The 20852-nt window shown below is 71.1% G+C and carries 14 protein-coding genes; 5 read left to right on the plus strand and 9 right to left on the minus strand.

Annotated features, from left to right (window positions below; translation table 11 throughout):
• The first annotated feature begins 90 nt into the window (after positions 1-90).
• A complete protein-coding gene (locus ACZ4IF_RS06735) occupies positions 91-822 on the plus strand; it encodes a FadR/GntR family transcriptional regulator (protein ID WP_467560199.1) in 732 nt (243 codons plus the stop codon).
• A 380-nt stretch (positions 823-1202) separates the two neighbouring features.
• Here ACZ4IF_RS06735 and ACZ4IF_RS06740 read toward each other — a convergent pair whose 3' ends face one another.
• From ACZ4IF_RS06740 to ACZ4IF_RS06765, 6 genes are read right to left on the minus strand one after another with little or no spacing between them, the layout of a single operon-like run.
• A complete protein-coding gene (locus tag ACZ4IF_RS06740; protein ID WP_467560201.1) occupies positions 1203-4220 on the minus strand; it encodes an alpha-mannosidase in 3018 nt (1005 codons plus the stop codon).
• A 29-nt stretch (positions 4221-4249) separates the two neighbouring features.
• Complete coding sequence (locus tag ACZ4IF_RS06745; protein WP_467560203.1) at positions 4250-6268, minus strand: endo-beta-N-acetylglucosaminidase; 2019 nt, start codon at positions 6266-6268, stop codon at positions 4250-4252.
• A gap of 54 nt (positions 6269-6322) precedes the next feature.
• Complete coding sequence (locus ACZ4IF_RS06750) at positions 6323-7570, minus strand: glycoside hydrolase 5 family protein (RefSeq protein WP_467560205.1); 1248 nt, start codon at positions 7568-7570, stop codon at positions 6323-6325.
• 33 nt (positions 7571-7603) lie between these two features.
• Positions 7604-8509 carry a carbohydrate ABC transporter permease gene (locus ACZ4IF_RS06755; protein WP_467560207.1) on the minus strand — a complete coding sequence of 302 codons (906 nt, stop codon included), beginning with the start codon at positions 8507-8509 and terminating at the stop codon, positions 7604-7606.
• Positions 8506-9486, minus strand: a complete 981-nt coding sequence (locus ACZ4IF_RS06760) for a carbohydrate ABC transporter permease (RefSeq protein WP_467560209.1) — start codon at positions 9484-9486, stop codon at positions 8506-8508. Before ACZ4IF_RS06760 ends, ACZ4IF_RS06755 begins: the two co-directional genes overlap by 4 nt.
• Positions 9487-9492: 6 nt before the next feature.
• Entirely contained in the window at positions 9493-10782 is a 1290-nt protein-coding gene (locus ACZ4IF_RS06765; RefSeq protein ID WP_095937998.1) for an ABC transporter substrate-binding protein, read from the minus strand.
• Positions 10783-11017: 235 nt separating this feature from the next.
• Here ACZ4IF_RS06765 and ACZ4IF_RS06770 point away from each other — a divergent pair, with 235 nt between their 5' ends.
• The 4 genes from ACZ4IF_RS06770 (at position 11018) to ACZ4IF_RS06785 (ending at position 16472) form a co-directional block, all read left to right on the plus strand.
• Positions 11018-12061 carry a LacI family DNA-binding transcriptional regulator gene (locus tag ACZ4IF_RS06770; RefSeq protein WP_095938139.1) on the plus strand — a complete coding sequence of 348 codons (1044 nt, stop codon included), beginning with the start codon at positions 11018-11020 and terminating at the stop codon, positions 12059-12061.
• A gap of 251 nt (positions 12062-12312) precedes the next feature.
• Complete coding sequence (locus ACZ4IF_RS06775) at positions 12313-13299, plus strand: magnesium transporter CorA family protein (protein ID WP_467560211.1); 987 nt, start codon at positions 12313-12315, stop codon at positions 13297-13299.
• A 230-nt stretch (positions 13300-13529) separates the two neighbouring features.
• Entirely contained in the window at positions 13530-14468 is a 939-nt protein-coding gene (locus ACZ4IF_RS06780) for a DUF389 domain-containing protein (RefSeq protein ID WP_467560213.1), read from the plus strand.
• A gap of 165 nt (positions 14469-14633) precedes the next feature.
• The gene (locus ACZ4IF_RS06785) at positions 14634-16472 is read left to right on the plus strand and encodes a glycoside hydrolase family 15 protein (protein ID WP_467560215.1); all 1839 of its coding nucleotides are present in this window, start codon (positions 14634-14636) and stop codon (positions 16470-16472) included.
• A gap of 10 nt (positions 16473-16482) precedes the next feature.
• On the opposite strand, the gene ACZ4IF_RS06790 is transcribed toward ACZ4IF_RS06785, so the two are convergent.
• The 3 genes from ACZ4IF_RS06790 to ACZ4IF_RS06800 are packed head-to-tail and all read right to left on the minus strand — an operon-like array spanning position 16483 to position 20828.
• Positions 16483-18261: a cation:proton antiporter gene (locus ACZ4IF_RS06790; protein WP_467560217.1), complete on the minus strand. Its 1779-nt coding sequence runs from the start codon at positions 18259-18261 to the stop codon at positions 16483-16485.
• Positions 18262-18306: 45 nt separating this feature from the next.
• Positions 18307-19347: a cytochrome d ubiquinol oxidase subunit II gene (locus ACZ4IF_RS06795; protein WP_467560219.1), complete on the minus strand. Its 1041-nt coding sequence runs from the start codon at positions 19345-19347 to the stop codon at positions 18307-18309.
• The gene (locus ACZ4IF_RS06800; protein ID WP_467560221.1) at positions 19344-20828 is read right to left on the minus strand and encodes a cytochrome ubiquinol oxidase subunit I; all 1485 of its coding nucleotides are present in this window, start codon (positions 20826-20828) and stop codon (positions 19344-19346) included. Before ACZ4IF_RS06800 ends, ACZ4IF_RS06795 begins: the two co-directional genes overlap by 4 nt.
• Positions 20829-20852 lie beyond the last annotated feature (24 nt).

The following is a 20852-nucleotide window of genomic DNA, read 5'->3' on the forward strand; positions in this document are numbered from 1 at the left end:
CCGGGGCCAGATTTTCGCGGTTTTCAGCCGTAGTGGTCGGACCACATGGCTGGTTAGACTGCGGCGCACCCGGCGACAGGAGGATGTGGCGTGGACGAGACCCTGGCCAAGGAGACGGAGTCGGCCGAGTCGGCCCCGCAGAAGGGCACCGTGACGCAGCGCGCCATCGAGCGGATCAAGGCGATGATCGGCGAGGGCCGCCTCGAACCGGGCCAGCGGCTGCCCACCGAGCGGGACCTCGCGGCACAGCTCGGCATCTCGCGCAGCTCCATGCGCGAGGCGATCCGGGCGCTCACCGTCCTCGGCGTCCTGGAGGCGCGGCACGGCTCGGGCATCTACGTCACGCAGCTGGAGGCCGGGGACCTGCTGGAGACGTTCGGCGTGGTGGCCGATCTGTCCCGGGGGCCGCGGCTGGTCGAACTCCTGGAAGTCCGCCGCATCCTGGAGTCGACGGCGACCGCTCTCGCCGCGGCCCGCATCACGCCGGATCAGCTCGCCGAGGTGGAGGAGCACCTGGCGGCGATGAACGCGACGGACGACCCGGAGGAGATCATCGCCCACGACCTCGCGTTCCACCGTGCCATCGCGATGGCCGCGGGCAACGAGACGATGGCGGCGATCCTGGAGGGTCTGTCCTCCCGTACCTTCCGGGCCCGCGTCTGGCGCGGCTACCAGGAGGAGGGAGCGTTCGAGCGGACCCGGCGCGAACACGCGGCGATCCACCGCGCCCTGGTGGCCCACGACCCGGAGGCGGCCCGGGCGGCGGCGGCCGCCCACGTGGGCGAGGTCGAGGAGTGGCTGCGCAGCCAACTCGCCCCGTAGCGAGCCCTGTTCCCGACCCGTGAGCTCTCCCGGAGGCGCGTCTCCGTGCGCTCCGTGCGGGGGTGCCCGTCCCACACCGGCACGTCCGGCCGCTCCGGGCCGGGGTGCCCTCCTCGAACCCCGCACCGTCGCCCGCCCCGGACCGAGGCTCCCGCTCCGAGCACGCACGTCCGCCCCTCCGGACCGGGATGCCCGCCCCGGCCCCTCGCACCGCCCCGGACCGAGGCTCCTGCCGCGAACCCCGCGCATCCGCCCGCGCCGGCCGGATCCGGGCCCGATCCGGCCACGGATCCGGCCAGGGACGCACGGGGAGGGCCCGCCGCGGCCGTGTCACGGTGCGGCGGGCCCTCCCCGTCACGTCAGGGCGTCCCGGTCCTCGCTCAGGCGCGCCGCAGCCGGAGCGTCACCAGCTCGAAGGGGCGCAGCGGGACGGTGATCCGGTCACCGTCGCGGCCCGGTGCCGTCGCGTCGGCGAGCGGCCGCTCCAGGAGGTCGGTGACCGTGACGGTCGCGACGTCGAAGCCCGGGGTGAGCGTGGCCCGGGTGCGGCCGCCGCGCGACTCGTGGAAGCGGACGACGACGTCGCCCGTCCCGTCGTCGGCCAGCTTGACGGCGGTCACGACGACCGCGTCCTGCTCGACGCTCACCAGCGGCGCGACCTCGTGCGCGCCGCTCACCCGCCGCTCCGGCAGGTTGATACGCCAGCCCTCGCGCACCGCGTCGCCGATCCCGGCGCCCGGCACGAGCGCGTGCCGGAAGCGGTGCACGCCCTGGTCGGTCTCGGGGTCGGGGAAGCGCGGGGCACGCAGCAGCGAGACACGCACCGTGGTGGTCGTGCCCCCGTCGGTGTCGCGCACGGTCCGGGTGACGTCGTGGCCGTACGTGGAGTCGTTCACCAGGGCGACGCCCCAGCCGGGCTCCTCGATGTGCACGAACCGGTGGTTGCACGCCTCGAACTTGGCGGCCTCCCATGAGGTGTTGGTGTGCGTGGGCCGGTGGAAGTGCCCGAACTGGGTCTCGGACGCGTACCGTTCGGCGTGCACGTCGAGCGGGAAGGCGAGCTTCAGGAACTTCTCCGTCTCGTGCCAGTCGACCTCGGTGTCGATGTCGAGGCGAGGCTCACCGGCAGCGAGTGAGAGCACCTGGGTGACCCGTGACGCGCCGAAGGACCGTACGATCCGGACGGACACGCCGTCCTCGCCGGGCGCGATCTCGTCCGTGCCGACCAGGTCGGTGACCGTGTTGCGGTAGAACTCGTCGACGTCCCAGGCGTCCCACATGTTCGGGAAGTCGGGGTGCAGCTGCAGCAGGTTCGCGGCGGTTCCGGGCGCGACCGTCTCGCGGTCGGCGGTGAGGTCGTACGCGGAGACGACGAGTCCCCGGCCGTCGATCTCGACGCGCAGCAGGCCGTTGTCCAGGACGTAGCCGCCCTGGACGCGCGGGGCGAGCGCGGCGACACCCTCGATCCGCGGCGTGCGGGCGCCGCCCGCGGGGACCCCGTCCCGGCCGTGCGGTGCGGAGTTGAACACCAGGTCGGTCGCGCCCTCACCGGCGAGGGCGCGCTGGGCGACGTCGATGATGCCGTCCAGCTCCTCGGCGACGCGGCGGTAGGTGGCGCGCGCCTCCCGGTGCACCCAGGCGATGGACGACCCCGGCAGGATGTCGTGGAACTGGTGGAGCAGCACCGTCTTCCAGATCCGGTCCAGCGCCTCGTACGGGTAGGGCAGCCCGGTCCGCACGGCCGCGGTCGCCGCCCACAGCTCGGCCTCCCGCAGCAGGTGTTCGCTGCGCCGGTTGCCCTGCTTGGTGCCGGCCTGGCTGGTGAGCGTGGCCCGATGCAGTTCGAGGTACAACTCGCCGACCCACACGGGGGCGTTGGGGTACTCGGCGGCGGCCTTGGTGAAGAACTCTGCGGGGGTCTCCCACACCACGGTCGCGGAGCCTTCGAGGTCACGCAGCCGGGCCGCCTTGGCGACCATCTCGCGCGTCGTGCCACCGCCCCCGTCGCCCCAGCCGGTGGGCGCGAGGGAGTGCCGGGCCACGCCCTTGTCCTTGAAGTTGGCCGCCGCGTGGGCGATCTCGCTGCCCTTCATGGAGCAGTTGTAGGTGTCGACGGGCGGGAAGTGCGTGAAGATGCGGGTGCCGTCGATGCCCTCCCACTGGAAGGTGTGGTGCGGGAACTTGTTGGTCTGCGACCAGGAGATCTTCTGTGTGAGCAGCCACTTGGAGCCGGCCGCCTTGATGATCTGCGGGAGACCGGCGGCGAAGCCGAAGGTGTCGGGCAGCCAGGCCTCGTCGTTCTCGACGCCGAACTCGTCGAGGAAGAACCGCTTGCCGTACACGAACTGACGGGCCATCGCCTCCGAGCCGGGCATGTTCGTGTCGGACTCGACCCACATGCCGCCCGCGGGTACGAAACGCCCGTCGGCCACGGCCTTCTTGACCCGGGCCCACACCTCGGGCCGGTGTTCCTTCACCCAGGCCCACTGCTGGGCCTGGGACATGGCGAAGACGAAGTCCGGCTCGTCCTCCAGCAGCGCGGTCATGTTGGAGGTCGTCCGGGCGACCTTGCGGACGGTCTCGCGCAGCGGCCACAGCCAGGCGGAGTCGATGTGCGCGTGCCCGACGGCGCTGATGCGGTGGGCGGAGGGAGCGGCAGGCGTGGACAGCACGTCGGTCAGCCGCTCGCGTGCCGCGGCCGCCGTGCCGCCGACGTCCTGGAGGTCGAGCGCGTCCAGGGCCCGCTCCACGGCGCGCAGGACGTCCCAGCGCCGGGCGGACTCCAGGGGCAGTTCGGCCATCAGCTCGCCGAGGACCTCCAGGTCGACGACGAGCTGCCACACGGTCTCGTCGAAGACCGCGAGGTCCATGCGCTCCAGCCGGTACTGCGGTTCGCTGCCGGCCGTCTCCTTGTCGCCGAGCTGTGTGGGCAGGAAGGGATGGTAGTCGAGGATGACCGGGTTGGAGGCGGCCTCGATGTGCAGCCGGACCTTCTCCCCGCCCTCGACGGGAGCGCCGATGCGTACCCACTGGTTGCGCGGGTTCAGGCCCTTCACGGGTGTGCCGTCGGGGCGGTAGACGAGTCCCTCGCACTGGAAGCCGGGCATGTTCTCGTCGAAGCCGAGGTCCAGCAGGGCCTCGACGGTCCGGCCCGCCCACGCCTGGGGGACGGTGCCGGTGACGCGGAACCAGCTGGTGCCCCACGGAGCACCCCAGCGCGCGCCCGCCCCGATCGGCTCCACGCTCGCCGCGATTCCCTCGGCGACCGGCACCGGCTCTCCGGGCGCGTGCCACACGGCCACGTCCAGCGGTACGGACTCGGGGTACACGGCGGGACGTATGCGCTCGTCCAGGACGCGCTTGAGGCGGGCTTCGACCAGGGTGCGGTCGTCATGCATGAGAGTGCTCCGTGGGGTGAGGGTGCGGGCTACCAGGTGTGCGTGGTCGTGGTTGCGGTGGAGACGGTGAACAGCTCCCCCACCGCGCGCAGTTCGAACCGCGCGGCCGTCTCGCCCTGTTCGGGTGCGAGACCGCCGACGTGGAACGCGCGCTGACAGGTGCCGCCGAGGAAGCGGCGCGTGCCGTCGGGGAGGATCCGGTACAGCTCGTAGTGGCGTACGGGTCCGGGGGCGCCCTGCCAGGCGAGGCGCAGGCTGCCGCCGTCGGCGTCGGTGACCCGCAGACCGGCCGGTGCGGCGGGCGTCACCGGCGCGTCCCGGACGGCGAGGGCGCCGAGGCGCCAGCGGACCACTCCGCCGCCGGTCATCCGGACCCCGAGCGCCCGGACGGTGCCCGACAGGCCGGTGAGCCGCACGGTGGAGGTCTGCCAGCCGCCGCCGGGGGTCACCGGCAGCGGGAGGTACGTGTACGGGGGCGCGCCGCCCGCGGTGCCCGGTTCGGCGGTCGCGACGGCCAGTTCCAGGGCGGGGCTTCCCGCGTCCGTGCGGTGGGTCACCTCGACCACCGTGTCCGGACCGATCGGCAGCCGGGTGGCGTACAGGTCCAGCGTGGTGGGCGCGTCCGGGCTGCCGGCGACCAGGACGCTGCTGCCGCCGCGCCAGGCATCCGCGAAGTCGAAGGTGACGACGGGGCGACTGCCGGTGGTCCGCACCACCCAGCGGCGGGAGGGCAGCCGGTCCTGGAGGCCCAGATGGTTCCAGGCGGAGCCCGAGGTGGCCTTTCCGTCCTCGTACCACTTCAGCCCGTGGCCGGTGTTGAAGGAGGTGGCGAACGGGACGGAGGTGATGGTGGAACGGTCGGCGACGGAGACCGCCGGGGCGCGCCAGGCTGCGTCGGTGTCCGGTCTGGCGGGGTCGAGGGAGGCGCCGGTCCAGAACAGGTCGTCGGCGGCGTGGAAGTCGCCGGGCGTGCGGTTCGCGGGGAGGTGGTTGCGGGTCCACTCGGGCCGGTAGAACCCGATGGAGGTGACGTGCGCCCTGCCGGTCGGCACGATGGCGTCCCAGTTCACGGACGCGGCGGTACCGTTCGCCTCGACGTCGACGCCGGCCCACAGTTCGTAGCGGCTGCGGCCGAGCTGCTGCGCGGTCGACCCGGAGGAGGCCAGGCTGCCCGCGGACCAGCGGAAGTCCACGAACATCGAGTCCGCGGCCTGGAAGAACGTCTTGTTCTGGTTGTTCAGCGCGCCCTGCCAGCTCACCGAGCCGTTCACGGTCATGGCGTCGTACCAGGTGACGCGCTGTCCCCTGGCGGCGCCGAGGGACTTCAGTTCGCGCAGGAAGCCGAGCATGTCGGTGGCCAGCGCCGTGTTCCCGCCGCCGGTCTCGGCGTTGACGAACCAGCCGTCGAAGCCGTACGCCGCGGCGACGGCGACCAGTTGCGCGGCCAGCGGGTAGTGGCCGTTCGCGTCCTTCTGCACCAGGTCGCGGGTCCACTGGAGTTGTCCGCCGTAGGCGACGGGCGGCAGGAAGACGTTGCCGAGGACGCGGACCCCGTGCCGATGGGCCGCGTCCACGATCGGCGCGTTGGGCGCGAGGATCAGGCCCTCGCCCGAGGAGCCGCCCCAGAAGACGAGTTCGTCGATGTACGCCCAGTGGGTGAGGGCGTAGTAGTCGGCGTCGGCCGAGCCCTGCGAGGGATTGGCCGACGTGGGCCCGAAGGAGACCAGCGACTGGATGCGTGCCTGGCCGGAGCGGGCCGTGGTGTTCGCGGGGGTCGGGGTGAAGCGTGCGGCGAGCGGCACGGACGCAGCGTTGAAGGCCAGGTCCGCGTCGCTGTCCGCGCGCCACGCCTTGAGGCTGCGCCAGGTGATTCCGGTGCCGGGGGTGCCCGACGGCAGTGAGTCGGGGTACCAGTAGGACGCGTAGGGCTGCAGGTCCCGGGCCGCGGCGCCGCGGGGCGCCGCGGTCGCCGGGCCGGACAGACCCGGCACGAGTCCTGTCGCGGCGCCGGCCGCGGTGAGCAGGACGGTGCGTCTGCTGAGGTTCACTGAGTGCTCCGTATCGTTGGGGGACGGTCTACGGTGCTTGCGGGGGTGCCACGGTCACCGGGTGACCTGGTCGGGAACGACCTGGTCCGGGGTGACGACCTCGGTGATGCCCCGCGCCGCGAGGTGTTCCGCGTCGGTGGCGCGGCTCGCGAGCACGGTGGTGGGCCTCGCCCCGTCGGCGGTCAGCCGGGCGAAGGCCTCGAAGACGGGGCCGCCGGGCGCGCAGACCGAGCGGCCCGGTGCGGTGTCGACGACCAGGGCGGTGGTGCGCGGCGCGGGTGCCTCCGGTCGCTGTTCCTTGACGATCCGGGCGATGCTCTCGCCGGCGGGTTTGGTACGCCGGTCGTTGGTCAGCAGACCGAGGCTGTACTCGAGTTCGGGGAAGTCGGCGAGGCCGCGGCTGACGTCGTGCGAGCACCACCAGGTGACGCCCCACAGTCCGGGGCAGTCGAGGGCGTGCGCGACGGTGGCCTCGGTGAAGGCGGCGGCGTGTTCGGCGGGGATCAGCGGGGCGGGCGCGCCGACCTCCTGGAGCCAGACGGGGCGGTACGGGTCGTCGGCCCAGGCCTTGGACAGCTCGACGAGGTAGGCGGCGTGGTGCTCGGTGGCGACACCCGTACGCCCGTGGCGCTGCGCCGTGCCGTTGAACACCCACGAGTGCACGGCGGTGACCGCGCCGAGCCGTGCCGAGTGCGCCGGGGTGAACGGCTGGTCGTCCTGGTACCAGGCGGCGTCGTACGAGGCGTGCAGGTGGAGCTTGCCGGGGGCGCCTTCGGAGCAGGCGGTGAGCAGCCGGTCCAGCCAGCGGCCGGCCTGCTCGGAGGTGATCCGGTCGGGGTCGGGGTGGGGGCCGGCCGCGAACTGGTTGACCTCGTTGCCGATCGTCATCCCGATGAAGTTGGTCCGGTCCGCGAGTGCGGCGGCCAGGGTGCGCAGGTACTCCGCCTGTGCCTCGACCACGTCCGGGTCGGTGAAGATGTTGCGCCGGTGCCAGGTCTGCGTCCACGCCGGCAGGAAGTCGAAGCTCGACAGGTGTCCTTGCAGTCCGTCCACGTTGACGTCGAGTCCACGCTCGGCCGCCGCGTCGGCGAGCGCGACGAGCTGTTCGACTGCGCGTGGCCGGATCAGCGTCCGGTTGGGCTGGAAGAGGGGCCACAGTGGGAAGACCCGGATGTGGTCGAGACCGAGCGCGGCGATCGAGTCGAGATCGGCGCGTACGGAGTCGAGGTCGAAGTCGAGCCAGTGATGGAACCACCCCTCGCTGGGGGTGTAGTTGACGCCGAAGCGCACGGCAGGGGGCATGCGGGGTCCTTGCGGAATCGGTGGTACGGGAGGTCAGCCCTTGACGGCGCCCTCGCCCACACCGCGGAAGAAGTAGCGCTGGAGGCAGGCGAAGAGGGCGATCAGGGGCGCGACGGCGATGATGGTGCCCGCGGCGACGAGCCGTTCGTCGTTGGCGAAGGTGCCGTGCAGGTAGTTGAGTCCGATCGTCAGGGTGAATTTCGACGGGTCGCTGAGCACGATCAGCGGCCACAGGAAGTCGTCCCAGGCGCCCATGAAGGCGAAGATCGCGACCACGGCGAGGGTGCCCTTCACCGACGGGAGCGCGATCCTGAGGAAGCGCTGCCAGGCGTTCGCGCCGTCGACGAAGGCGGCCTCCTCGATCTCGTAGGGGAGGTTGAGGAAGGCGTTGCGCATCAGCAGGACGTTCATCGCTCCGATGCAGCCGGGCAGCACGACGCCGATCAGCGTGTTGTTGAGGCCGAGCTCCCGCATGGTCGTGAACTGGGCGATGATGATGCTTTCCGCCGGCACGAGCATGGCGAGGACGAAGACCAGGGTGGCGAGTCTGCGGCCGCGGTAGCGCAGCCGGGCGAGGGCGTACCCGGCGAGTGCGGAGCCCACGCAGTTGGTCACCACGTTGGCCGCCGCCACCTTCAGCGAGTTGAGGGCGTAGTCCCACACGGGGATGGTGTCGGCGACGCGCTGGTAGTTGTGCAGGGTCGGATCGCCCGGCAGGAACCGCGGCGGGGAGCTGAAGATGTCCTCGTGCGGACCCTTGAGCGAGGTGGACAGCTGCCACAGGAACGGGCCCACGGTGAGGGCCAGGACACCGAGCAACAACGCGTAGCGCAGCACGAGTTCCCACACCCGGACGCGCCGGCCGTGCTCGTCGCGGATCCGGGGCGCGCGGACGGCGGCGGGTGTCTCGGCGGGTGGTGCCTTCTCGGTGACGCTCACGTCTCCTCCTTCCGGTCGGCGCGCAGCACCAGCAGCATCAGGACGACGGTGACGAGGAAGACGACGACCGAGATGGCGGAGGCGTAGCCGACCCGGCCGGTCAGCCCGGTGCCGGTGCGCTGCACGAGCATCACGAGGGTGGTGTCCTCGCCGGCCGGGCCGCCGTCGGGTCCCGCCATCAGGTAGACCTCGGAGAACACCTTGAAGGCGGAGACCGAGGAGAGCGCGGCGACCAGCACCATGGTGGAGCGGACGGCGGGCACGGTGACGGTGAAGAAGCGGCGCACGGCGCCCGCGCCGTCCACCTGGGCGGCCTCGTGCAGTTCGCGCGGTACGTTCGCGAGGGCCGCCAGGTAAATGATCATGTAGTAGCCGAGGCCCCTCCAGACCGTGACGGCCATGGCGCTCAGCAGGAGCAGCCACTGGTCGCTGAGAAAGCCGACCTTGCCGACGCCGATCGCCTCCAGCAGCGCGTTCACCAGGCCGCGTTCGTCCAGGAGCCACACCCAGATGAGGCCGACCACGACGATGGACGCGACCACCGGCGTGTAGAAGGCCGACCGGAAGAAGGTGATGCCGGGGATGTTCTTCTGGACGAGCAGGGCGAGCAGCAGCGGCAGCAGGACGAGCGCGGGGACGACCCCGAGGACGTACAGCGTGCTGTTGCGCAGCCCGGTCCAGAACATCTCGTCGTGCAGCAGCTCCCGGAAGTTGGCCAGGCCCACGTACTCGCCGGGCATCAGGGTCCGGCGGTCGGTGAAGGCGTTCACCAGGGTGGAGACGAAGGGGTAGAGGATGAAGACACCGACGACCAGGATTCCCGGTGCTGCGAACAGCCAGGGACTGGTGGGCAGTTGACGCCTCACCCGGGAGCCGGGCCGGGGCGTGCCGGGGCCCTGCTCGCGGGTCGCGGAGCCGGGGTGCCGCCCCCGCGCTGCGGAGCGCGGCACCCGTGCGGTACTGGAGGGACTCGCCATGCCTGATCAGCCCTGCTGCTGGAGCAGCCGGTCGGAGGCCTTGACAGCGTTGTCAAGTGCCGCCTTGGGGCTCTCCTTGCCCTGCAGCGCCTTGGCGACCTCGTTGCGCAGCGCCGTCTTCATCTGCTCGCTGAACAGGACCGGTGTGTAGTTCACCGCGTTCTTCAGGGACTTGGCGGCGGCGATGCGCACCCGCGTCTCGTCGGTCCCGTCCTCCTTGGTGAAGTAGGGGTCGTCGAGCGATCCGGCCGTGCTCGGGAAGATCGCGACCTTCTTGGCGAAGGACATCTGGTTCTGCGCGTCGGTGACGTAGTGCGCGAACGCGACGGCGGCCGGCGTGTGCTTGGTGCGCGCGTTGACCATCACGCCCATCACGTACATGTTCACCTTGCCGGTGCTGGTGATCTGGTCCGTGATGCCGATGTTCCTGTACAGGTTCGGCGCCTGCTTCTTGAAGTTTCCGAGGTCCAGCGCGCTGCCCGGGTTCATGGCGACGGCTCCGGTGAGGAACTTCTTGCCGGACGACTCGGGGGTCGCCGTCAGGGCCTGCGGGTCGAGCGCCTTGGCGTCGTACAACTCCTTGTACTTCGTGAGGAGTTCGACGCCCTTGGCGTCGTTGAAGGCGAAGCCGGTGCCCTGCTTGTTCATGAGCTCGACGCCATAGCGGCCGAAGTCCTCGATGGTGGGCACGTTGGCGAGCGTGGCGACCTTGCCGTCGCTCTTCTTCGCCAGCTGGAGCGCCTCGGTGAAGAGTTCGTCGTACGTGGTGGGCGGCTTGGAGGCGTCGAGCCCGGCCTCCTTGAAGAGCGACTTGTTGTAGAACAGCGGCCCGGTGTTGAGGTACCAGGGGAAGGCGTACGTCCCGTTCATCCCCGGGATCTGGTGGCTCGCCCAGGCGCCGTCGAGGTACTCCTTCTTGTACTGCGCGGCGGACTTGTCGAGGTCGAGCGCGAGGCCCGCCTTGGCGAGCGGCGCGACCAGGTCGGGCGAGACGTTGACGACGTCGGGCAGGGTGCCGCCGGCCGCGTCGGCGCTGATCTTGTCGGCGTAGCCCTCCGCGGGCTGGTCGATCCACTTCACGTGGGTGCCGGGGTACTTCTTCTCGAAGTCGGCGATCACGCCTTCGAAGTACGGCTTGAAGTTGGCCCTCAGGTTCCAGGTCTGGAAGGTGATGTCGCCCTCGATCTTGCCGGAGGCGTCCGTGGAGCCGCCGGAGTCGTCCCCGGAGCCGCAGGCACTCAGCGGCAGGACGAGGGCGACGGCGGCGGCGACGAGGGCTCTGCGGGGTATGGGCACGGTGACACGGCTCCCTTGCGGCGTCGGCGGGTGGTGCGCGGAGGTGGCGCCAGCGACCTTGCCCGGCACGCTTCGGGAAAGTCAATGGATTCGTGCGCACTAAATGAATCTGCAGAGCATTAGTCCAGGTCAGCGCCGTGTCACCACACACTTGCAGGTTCCCACTAATGCGCTTTAGGGTTGGATCACTCAAGCGCATTAGTGCACCGCTCGGAGAAATGGGGGGTCAGGTCAGGTGCCAGCCAAGCGGTCACCCGCGCGCCGGCCGACGATGAAGGACATCGCGCGGCGTGCCGGGGTCTCCGAGAGCGCGGTCTCCTTCGCGCTCAACGACCGGCCCGGAGTCTCCGAGGTCACGCGCGACCGGGTGCGCCGGGTCGCCGAACAACTGGGCTGGCGGCCCAGCACGGCGGCACGCCAGCTGTCCGGCGAGGGAGCGGCCACGGTCGGCCTCGTGGTGGCGCGCCCCGCCGACACGCTCGGCGTCGACTCCTTCTTCCTGCAGCTCATCTCCGGCATCCAGGAGGTGCTGGCGGAGCGTCATCTCGGCCTCCTCTTCCAGGTGGTCGAGGACGTGGACGCCGAGTGCGGTGTCTACCGTCGCTGGTGGGCCGAGCACCGGGTGGACGGAGTGATGGTGGTCGACCCGCGCGTCGACGATCCGCGTCCGGACCTGCTCGACGAACTGGGCCTGCCCGCCGTGGTGATCGGCGGCGTACCGGACGCCCGGCACCCCGGCCTGTCGACCGTGTGGGCGGACGACGCGGGTGCGATGGCCGCGGTCGTCGACGAGCTGTACTCGCTCGGCCACCGCAGGATCGTGCACATCGCGGGTCTGCCGGGGCTCGCCCACACCGAGCGGCGGATCCGTACGCTGCGTGCGGAGGCCGAGCGGCGCGGTCTGACCGAGGTCCGCTCGGTGCCCACCGACTACTCCGACTCGGAGGCTGCCGCGGTCACCCGCCGCGTGCTGGAGGGCGGCACCCCGCCGACCGCGCTCGTCTACGACAACGACGTGATGGCCGTCGCCGGCGTCGCCGCCGCCACCGAGCTGGGCTTCTCCGTGCCGGGCCAGGTGTCGGTGGTGGCGTGGGAGGACTCCGCGCTGTGCCGCATGGTCAAGCCCTGGCTGTCCGCGCTCTCCCGGGACACGGTGGAGTTCGGGCGCACCGCCGCGCAGGAGCTGACCGCGCTCCTCGACGGCGGTCCGGCGCGTACCGTGCAGGTACCGGTGCCGCGCCTGATCGAACGGGACAGCACGGGCCCCTGCGGGGCGTGACCGGCCAGGGCGGCCCGCCGTCCGACCGGCTGCCCCGTCCCACCGCGCCGCCCGCGCCCCGGGCTCGTCCCGCGTGCGCCCCGCGTGCCGGCCTCTCCGCCCTGCGCCCGCGCCCTGCCTCCGCCCTCACGACTTCACACGACTTCACCCGTTCGGGGCACCCTCCGGGGCGGCTGCCTCCGTCCGCGTGCGTGCCCGCCCGAGTGTGCGCACGGTGGGACGTACGGACTTCGTGACGACGGTGAGGGGCGATGATCGTATCGGTGGTGTCGATGCCGGAAGGACTCGTCACGCGCACGGACGTGACGGAGGCACGTGAGCGTCTCGCCACGTCCGCCTTCCTGCTCGTCGACGTCGAGCTCCCCGAGGAAGCGGCACCCGACGAAGAGCCTCTCGCACCCCAGCTCGGCCTCGACGCCGGACGTTACGCCTGGTTCGGCAGGAAGGGTCAACCCGTACGGGCCGAGTACCAGGGGGACCGGGCGACCTTCGTCGTACCGATGTACCTGGTGGACCGGGTCGCCCATGTCCACGTCCTGGTCACCGAACGGCACCTGATCACGGCCCACCGGGGGCTGGTCGAGCCACTGGAGAGTCTCGCCTCGCAGCTGCCGGAGGAAAGGCCCGCCGACGCCGTGGCCGTGCTGTTCCTGATGCTGCAGGCGGCGCTGGAGACCTTCCGACGGGCCGCCGTGGCGGCCCTTCTGACGGTCGAGGACCTCGAGGACGAGATGTTCGAGAACCGACGCGCGGAGCAGGTCTACCGTCTCTCGCAGTTGCGGCGGCGAGCGGCCCTCCTGCACCACTCGCTGCTGCCCTACCTCCAGACCATGGACGAGATCATCACGCGGCGCATGCTGAGCAGCACCTTCCCCGAGGAACGCCAGCGGCTCGCCCGGGAGTTCCAGCAGGGATGCAGGCTGGTGCTGCAGGACATCGAGTCGCTCCAGGACGCCACCCGGCGCGCCTTCGCCAGCTACACGTCCCTGGTCTCCGGCGAGCAGAACGGCGTGATCAACCGGCTGGCCATCGTGTCGACCATCTTCCTGCCGCTGTCCTTCCTCACCGGGTACTTCGGCATGAACTTCACTTACCTGACGGACGAGTTGGAGAGCGGCGCGGTCTTCTGGCTGCTCGCCGTCGGATTGCAGGTGATCTCCCTGGTCGGCGCCCTCTACGTGCTGCATCGCACGAACCTCTGGCGACGGCTGCGCGACGAGGGCTGGGAGGACCGGTGAGCCCGGGTGCACGAGCGATGGCGCCCGTACCGCGCCGGGCCGCACGGAGTGCTCCGGGTGACGACGGACGCGTACCCGTGTCCGCGGAACGGTAGCGGGCCCGTGGCCCGGTCGACCGGTTCGGTACCGGAGCGCGCGCCGGACGGCCACCACGGCCGTCTACGGTCCGTCACGCACGAGGCCCCCGCCCGACCGGTGGCCGGTCCGGCTCCCGACCGCTGGAGGCCCGGATGGACGTGATCCACTTCCGGATGGTCATGCCGGCCACGCTGACCCGGCCCGCGCTCGACCTGCTCACCTCGGACGATCGCGTCCTCAACGTGCTCGTCGTGCGGTCGGTTCGTGTCCCGGACGGCGACGCGGTCGAGTGCGACGTGCTGAAGGGCGCCGCCGACGCGGTGCTGGGCGACCTGCGCGAGCTGGGCGTCGACCGTGCGGGGGCGATCGCCGTCGACGGCGTGGACCTGATGTTCTCGCACGACGCGGAGCGGATCGAGTCCTCCCGGCCCGGCGCGCACGCGCCGCTGTGGGCCGCGGTCGAGGCCCACATCCGGGCCGAGGGGACCTACCCGCCGTCCTTCTACCTGTTCCTGGTCATCGCCGGGATCATCGGGGCCGTCGGCATCATGACGAACTCGCAGATCCTCATCGTGGGCGCCATGGTGGTCGGTCCCGAGTACCGGGCGATCACCAGCATCGCCCTCGGCCTCGACCAGGGCAACCGGCGCCGGGTCCGGGTGGGGATGCGCGCGCTGACGGCCGGTTTCCTGCTGGCCATCGCGGTCACCTTCGTCTTCGCCGTGCTGTCGCGCGCCGCCCACCTCCAGTCCCAGGCCTACGAGCTGGGTCTGCGACCGGTCTCCCACCTCATCGACACACCCGACTTCTTCTCCGTCGTCGTCGCCTTCCTCGCCGGCGTCGTCGGGATCGTCTCGCTGACCGAGGCGCGCGGCAGCGCCCTGCTCGGGGTGTTCATCTCCGTGACGACGATTCCCGCCGCCTCCGACATCGCCGTCTCGGTCGCCTTCGCCGAATGGCGCCAGGCGCGGGGGTCGCTGCTCCAGCTGCTGCTCAACGTGGTCGTTCTCGTGGGCGTCGGGGTGCTCACCCTGCGTCTCCAGCGTCGTCTGTGGCGCCGTGTCGCCCGCAGGACCGCCGGGCGTCCGTAGCGTCCGCGCAGGTGCGCCGGGGCGCACCGGCGCGGGAGGGCGGCGCCCCGGCCGGGCCCCGCCCGTCCTGCCACGCTCCTGCCCCAGCGGGACGGAGTCCGTCCCTCGACTTAGGCTGATCAGGGGGGTGCGTTCGGGTGGATCCCGTACCGGAAGGGCGCGCCGATGGACGACTACCCGATGATCGAGAACCACGGCCTGCTGGGCGACCTGCAGACCGCGGCGCTGGTGACCGCCGACGGTACGGTCGACTGGTTCTGCGTCCCGCGGTTCGACTCCCCCAGCGTGTTCGGCGCACTCCTGGACAAGGAGAAGGGCGGGCACTGCACGGTGCGCCCGATACATGCGACGTACGCGACCCGGCAGTTGTACCTCCCCGACACGGCGGTCCTGGTGACCCGGTTCATGACCGAGGCGGGCGCCGGCGAGGTGATCGACTTCATGCCCGTGACGGGGAGGACGGTCACGTCCCGCCACCGGCTGGTCCGCATGGTCCGCTGCGTACGCGGAAGCATGACGTTCGACGTCGAGATCGCCCCGCGGTTCGACTACGGCCGCAAGGCCCACCGCTTGCACATCACCGAGCACGGAGCGGTGTTCGCCGCGGAGGACGGCACGGAGCTCACCGTGCACTCCATACGCGAACCGGAGGACGAACGGATGCTCGACGTCCTCATCGACCGACAGGACGACCTGCACTTCTCACTGACCCTGCGAGCGGGCCAGCAGCGCGGGCTGATCCTGGAGTGGAACGCCGACGGGCCTCCCCATGCCTTCCCTCTCGCCGAGTACCAGCGGCTGTTCGACGACACCGTCGCGTTCTGGCGTTCCTGGATGGGGCAGTCGCGGTACTCGGGACGCTGGCGGGAGGCGGTCGAACGCTCCGCGATCACGCTGAAGCTGATGACCTACGCCCCCAGCGGCGCGCTGGTGGCCGCCCCGACGGCGGCGCTCCCCGAACAGCTGGGCGGCGAGCGCAACTGGGACTACCGCTTCACCTGGATCCGTGACGCCGCCTTCTCCGTGTACGCCCTGCTGGGACTGGGTTTCACCGAGGAGGCCAAGGCCTTCATGGTGTGGCTGGGCAACCGGGTCAAGGAGCGGGCCGGCAGTGACGGGGACTCCGGACCGCTCAACATCATGTACAAGGTCGACGGCTCCTCCGACCTGGAGGAACAGATTCTCGACCACTGGGAGGGCTACGCGGGCTCCGCGCCGGTGCGGATCGGCAACGGCGCCGCCACCCAGCTCCAGCTGGACATCTACGGCGAGGCGCTGGACAGCATCCACTTCGCGGACCGGCACGGAATCCAGCTGGGGCACCACGGTTGGACGTCGCTGCTGACGAACCTCGACTGGCTGGCCGACCACTGGGACCAGGCGGGCGACGGTCTGTGGGAGAGCCGTGGCGGACGCAAGAACTACACGTACGGCCGAGTGATGTCATGGGTGGCCTTCGACCGCGCTCTCAGGCTCGCCGAGTCGAACGGCCGGCCCGCCGCGGCGGCACGCTGGCACAGAGAGCGCGACGACATCTACGAGCAGGTCATGACCGAGGGGTGGAGCGAGGAACGCCGGGCCTTCGTCCAGCACTACGGCGGCGAGGTGCTCGACTCCTCACTGCTGCGCATGGCGACGGTGGGGTTCATCACCCCCGAGGACCCACTGTGGATCTCGACCCTCGACGCCATGGACCGGGAGCTGGTCAGCGACAGTCTGGTCTACCGCTACGATCCCGCGGCCTCGCCCGACGGGCTGCGCGGCACGGAGGGCACCTTCTCGCTGTGCACGTTCATGTACGTCGACGCGCTGGCACGCGCCGGGCGGACCGACCGGGCCCGGCTGGTGTTCGAGAAGATGCTGGGGTACGCCAACCACCTGGGCCTGTACGCCGAGGAGATCGACCTGACAGGCCGTCAACTCGGCAATTTTCCGCAGGCGTTCACACATCTCGCGCTCATCGACACCGCCATCACGCTGAACGCGTCGCTCGACCGGCGGTGACCGGAGTCGGTCAGCCGTGCACCGGTGCGTCCGACACCGGCGCGGGGCCGAGCAGGACGAGTGCGTCACCGGCCACGGCGGTGACCGGCTGTGCCCGGGTGACCGGTTCCAGCCGCCCGTCGCGCCGTACCACGAACAGGGTCTCGTGGCCCGGCGGAGGCGGGTCCGCGGCGGGCCACACGTGGAACCGGGCGCCCTGCGCGTAGCGGGTCGCCACGGCGTGGCGGACGAGTTCCGGGCCGAAGAGCGTGTCACCGACGGTGTAGGGGGCGACGACGCCCCGGCTGTCGGGGGGCGGGCCGATGCGGTGGACCGAGCCCTCGACACTGTCCGCCATGACGATCGAGGCCAGCGCGTTGAAATCGTCGTCGTCCGTGAGCAGGTAGAGCGATGTGACGCCCTCCAGCCGCGCCTGCGGATCGGTGGCCGCGGACATGAGTTCGCCGGCGGCCAGCTCGATCCCGGCTTCCTCGATGCGGCTCCTGTCCTGGACGGATCCGGCCCACATCAGCACGTCGAGTCCCGCACCGCGCAGTGTCCGGGCGAGATCGACCACCCACGGGGTGCCGCCCACCAGCAGCGGGCGGGCGCGCTCGGGGCGGGCGATGCCGAGCTTCGTGGCCACCGGTCGCACCGTCAGCGCGTAGACCACGACCGTCCCGACGATCACCAGGAAGGTGACGGGGAGGATCCTGTCCGCGCCCCGCAGGCCGGCGGCGGCGAGCGAGGCGGAGAACGTCGTGGCGGTGGACGCCGCGACGATGCCGCGCGGAGCCAGCCAGCCGATGAAGGCGCGCTCGGGCGCGACGACGTCCGTCCCGGCGGTGGACACCAGGGCGATCAGCGGTCTGACCACGAGGACGAGCACGGCGACGAGCACGAGTGTGGGCAGCAGGACCGGGAGAACCGCCTTCGGCGCCACCGTGGCCGAGATGGAGATGAACAGCAGGCCGATGATCAGCTGGACGAGCGTCTCGAAGAACGGCCGGCGGGCGGGCAGGTCGAAGCCGGGAAGGTTCGCGACCGTCAGCCCCGCGATGATCGCGGCGATGAGCCCGGTGTCGGCGAACACCATGTCGCAGCCCGCGGCCACCACGACGACGGTGCCCAGCTGGGCGAGCGTGCCGAGCGTCTCGCCGAGACGGAGCACGCGCAGGGTGAACCACAGCAGTGCGGCGCCGACCGCGCCGCCGGCCAGTCCGACGGCGATGCCGGCGACGAACGAACCGAAGCGGAAATGACCGGCCTGGAGACCGCCGGAGACGATGGAGTGCAGGGCGACGGCGCCGAGGATGCCCCCGACGGGATCGATCAGGGACCCTTCCCACACCAGGATCCGCCGCACCTTGTCCGACGGCCTGACGTGGTCGAGCAGCGGGCCGACCACGGTCGGTCCGGACACCACGAGGACGACGCCGATCACGCTGGCCACGGCCAGGGGCACACCGAGCAGGGCGGGCCCCAGCGCCAGGACGGTTCCCCAGGTGAGCAGCACACCGGTCACCATGAGCCGTACGACGACCTTGCGCGTGGCGCCCTTGAGATGGCGCAGGTCCAGCCCGAGACCGGCGTCGTAGAGAATGATCGCCACCGACAGCGACACCAGTGGTGAGAATGCCTCTCCGAGGAGCTGGTCGGGGTGGATCACGTCGGTGAGGACTCCGGCGGCGAATCCGACGGGCAGCAGCACGATCAGGGCCGGGATCCGCAGCCGGCTCGCGAAGATCTGGGAGCCCACGGCGAGCAGGACGGTCAGACCTGTGCCGAGCAGGATGTCGTCCTCGGTCATCGCGGCGTCGCTCCTCCGCGTGCCCGGTGCGTGGCCGCCATGCGGTCAGCCCTCGTCACCGCTGCCGCCGCGACGCAGATCGACGTCGGTGAGGCCCTCCAGTTCGCCCTGGGTGTCCAGCCAGTAGAGCAGGGCGACCGCGGGGATGATCAGCAGGACCGCGACGAGGGTGACGAACGTCAGCCAGCGCAGCGTGGTGTGCGCACCCGCGCCCTCGGCGATCGTCATCGACGTCGGAATGAGGTAGGGGCGCTGTGCCATGCCCCAGGCGATGACGGACGACGCGACCACGATGACGGCGCTCACCCGGGCCCAGACCCCGGAGGGACGCATCAGCAGCCATGCCGTCGTGAGCGTGCTCAGTGCGGCCACGACGACGAAGAACAGGCCGACGCCGTGCGTGAGCCCGTGCCACAGGTGGGGGGCGTCGCCATGGGTGACGAAGAGCGTGACCAGGGCGAGGACGGCGACCGCGGCCAGGGCGCCCAGGGCCCGCCGCCGGAAGTAGCCGTCGAGATCGGGGGCGTCGAAGCGCCGGGCGTCCGCCGCCAGGAAGACACCTCCGAGCAGGGCCGTCGTGGCGACGGCGAGGAGACCGAACAGGAGCGAGGTGGGGTTGGCCCACGCCTCGGTCGCCGCCATGGTCCCCGCCGTCACCCGTCCCGAGGCCACTCCTCCGGCCGCGGCACCGAGGAAGAACGGCGTCAGCAGCGAGGAGACGGCGAACACGGCGCCGTACAGCCGGCGGCCGGCCAGCCGCCGGCTGGGTTTGCGCAGGGCGAAGCCGGCGCCGCGCAGGACGGTGCCGACCGCGGCCAGTGCCAGGGGAAGCCACATCGCCGTGAACACCTGCTGGAAGAAGACAGGGAACCCCGTCCACATGATGACCAGCACGAAGATGAGCCAGACGTTGTTGACCTCCCATACGGGGGCCATCGCGTGGTCGATGAGCAGGCGGGGGCGCTTGCCGCGTTCGGCCCCTCCCGCGGTCAGGTCCCAGAAACCGGCTCCGTAGTCGGTGCCCCCGGCGCAGGCGTAGGCGGTGATCACGAGCAGCAGGACGACGGCGACGACTCCGGCGATCACGGTCGGCCTCCCCCGGCGGAGGAGGGTCCGTCGCCACCGGTGCGGGAGGTGTCGGCCGCCGCGACCGCGGACCGCGGCCCGTACGGGGTGTCCGTCTCCGGCGTCTCCACGGATGTGGCGGGGCCGGAGCGCTCGTCGGCGAGGCGCCAGCGGGTCCGCATCTTGAGCAGCACCACCAGGAACGACCCGAAGACGAAGACGTACGCCGCGACGACGATGCCGAAGGTGATCCACAGGCCGGTGGAACGCGTCGACGTGACCGCCTCGGCGACCCGCATGTTCTCGTACACGATCCAGGGCTGGCGACCCACCTCGGTGGTGATCCAGCCGCATTCGACGGCGACGACGGAGGCCACGCCCGCGCACGCCGCGCCGCGGAAGAACCACGGGGAGGTGGGCAGCCGGCGGCGCCACAGCCACAGGACGCCGTACCAGAGGGCGAGCAGGAGCAGCAGTGAGCCGATGAAGACCATGACGTCGAACGCGAAGTGCGTGATGGTGGCCTGGGCGGCGGTGGGCCGGTCGCTCGCGGGGACGGAGGTCAGTCCGGTCACCTTCGTGTCGGGGCGGAAACCGGCGAGGATCGAGTCGAGTTGGGGGATCTTGATGCCGCCGGAGACCGTGCCGTCGGGGTGCAGCCGGCCGAACAGGTACTCCGGCACATGGGTGTCGGTGTCCCAGACGATCTCCATGGCGGCGAACTTCACCGGCTGCTTGTGGAACACCTGGCGGGCGATGGAGTCGCCGAGCACGAACTGCACCGGCGTGAGGACCGCGGCCACCGTGAACGGGACGGTGAAGCCGAGCCGGTGATACCGGTCGCGGCGTCCGCGCAGCCAACCGACCGCGTAGACGCCGGCCACGACGTAACCCGCCGTCACGAACATCGCGACGACGAAATGCCAGTACTGCGGGCCGAACATCGGCGTGAAGATCGCCTTCCAGATCTTCACGTCGGTCGGGTTGCCCGCGGAGTCGAGGGTGAAGCCCCGCGGGGTGTTCATCCAGGAGTTGGCGGCCAGGATGCCGAAGGCGCCCAGCAGGGCCGCGAAGGGCAGGGGCAGGCCGAGCAGGAAGTGGGTGCGCGACGGAAGCCTTCGCCAGCCGTAGAGATAGATCGCGATGAGTACGGCTTCGAGGAAGAAGGCCCATGCCTCGACGCCGAACCCGATGCCGAACACATCGCCCCACCGGCCCATGATGCCGGGCCACAGCAGCCCGAACTCGAAGGACAGCACGGTGCCGGTGACGACCCCGATGGCGAACTGGACCGCCATGACCGCGGACCACCGCCGCGCCAGCAGCAGTGCGTCCGGGTCGGCGCGGCGCAGCCCGTAGCCGTGCATGACGAGCGTGATCAGGGGCAGCGCCACGCCCAGCGGCACGAGGATGATGTGCGAGGCCAGGGTGAAGGCCATCATCGATCTGGCCGGGAGCATCTGCGCCGGCGCGTCCGTCAGCAGGGCGACAGCGATGTGCATGTGAGTCTCTCCAGGGCCGACGCG

It is taken from the genome of Streptomyces sp. NPDC025784, assembly GCF_055558435.1.

Excerpts from the sequence above, each read along its gene's own strand:
- ACZ4IF_RS06740 (WP_467560201.1), bottom strand. The coding sequence starts at position 4,220 with ATGCATGACGACCGCACCCTGGTCGAAGCCCGCCTCAAGCGCGTCCTG.
- ACZ4IF_RS06750 (WP_467560205.1), bottom strand. The coding sequence starts at position 7,570 with ATGCCCCCTGCCGTGCGCTTCGGCGTCAACTACACCCCCAGCGAGGGG.
- ACZ4IF_RS06760 (WP_467560209.1), bottom strand. The coding sequence starts at position 9,486 with ATGGCGAGTCCCTCCAGTACCGCACGGGTGCCGCGCTCCGCAGCGCGG.
- ACZ4IF_RS06775 (WP_467560211.1), top strand. The coding sequence starts at position 12,313 with ATGATCGTATCGGTGGTGTCGATGCCGGAAGGACTCGTCACGCGCACG.
- ACZ4IF_RS06780 (WP_467560213.1), top strand. The coding sequence starts at position 13,530 with ATGGACGTGATCCACTTCCGGATGGTCATGCCGGCCACGCTGACCCGG.
- ACZ4IF_RS06785 (WP_467560215.1), top strand. The coding sequence starts at position 14,634 with ATGGACGACTACCCGATGATCGAGAACCACGGCCTGCTGGGCGACCTG.
- ACZ4IF_RS06790 (WP_467560217.1), bottom strand. The coding sequence starts at position 18,261 with ATGACCGAGGACGACATCCTGCTCGGCACAGGTCTGACCGTCCTGCTC.
- ACZ4IF_RS06800 (WP_467560221.1), bottom strand. The coding sequence starts at position 20,828 with ATGCACATCGCTGTCGCCCTGCTGACGGACGCGCCGGCGCAGATGCTC.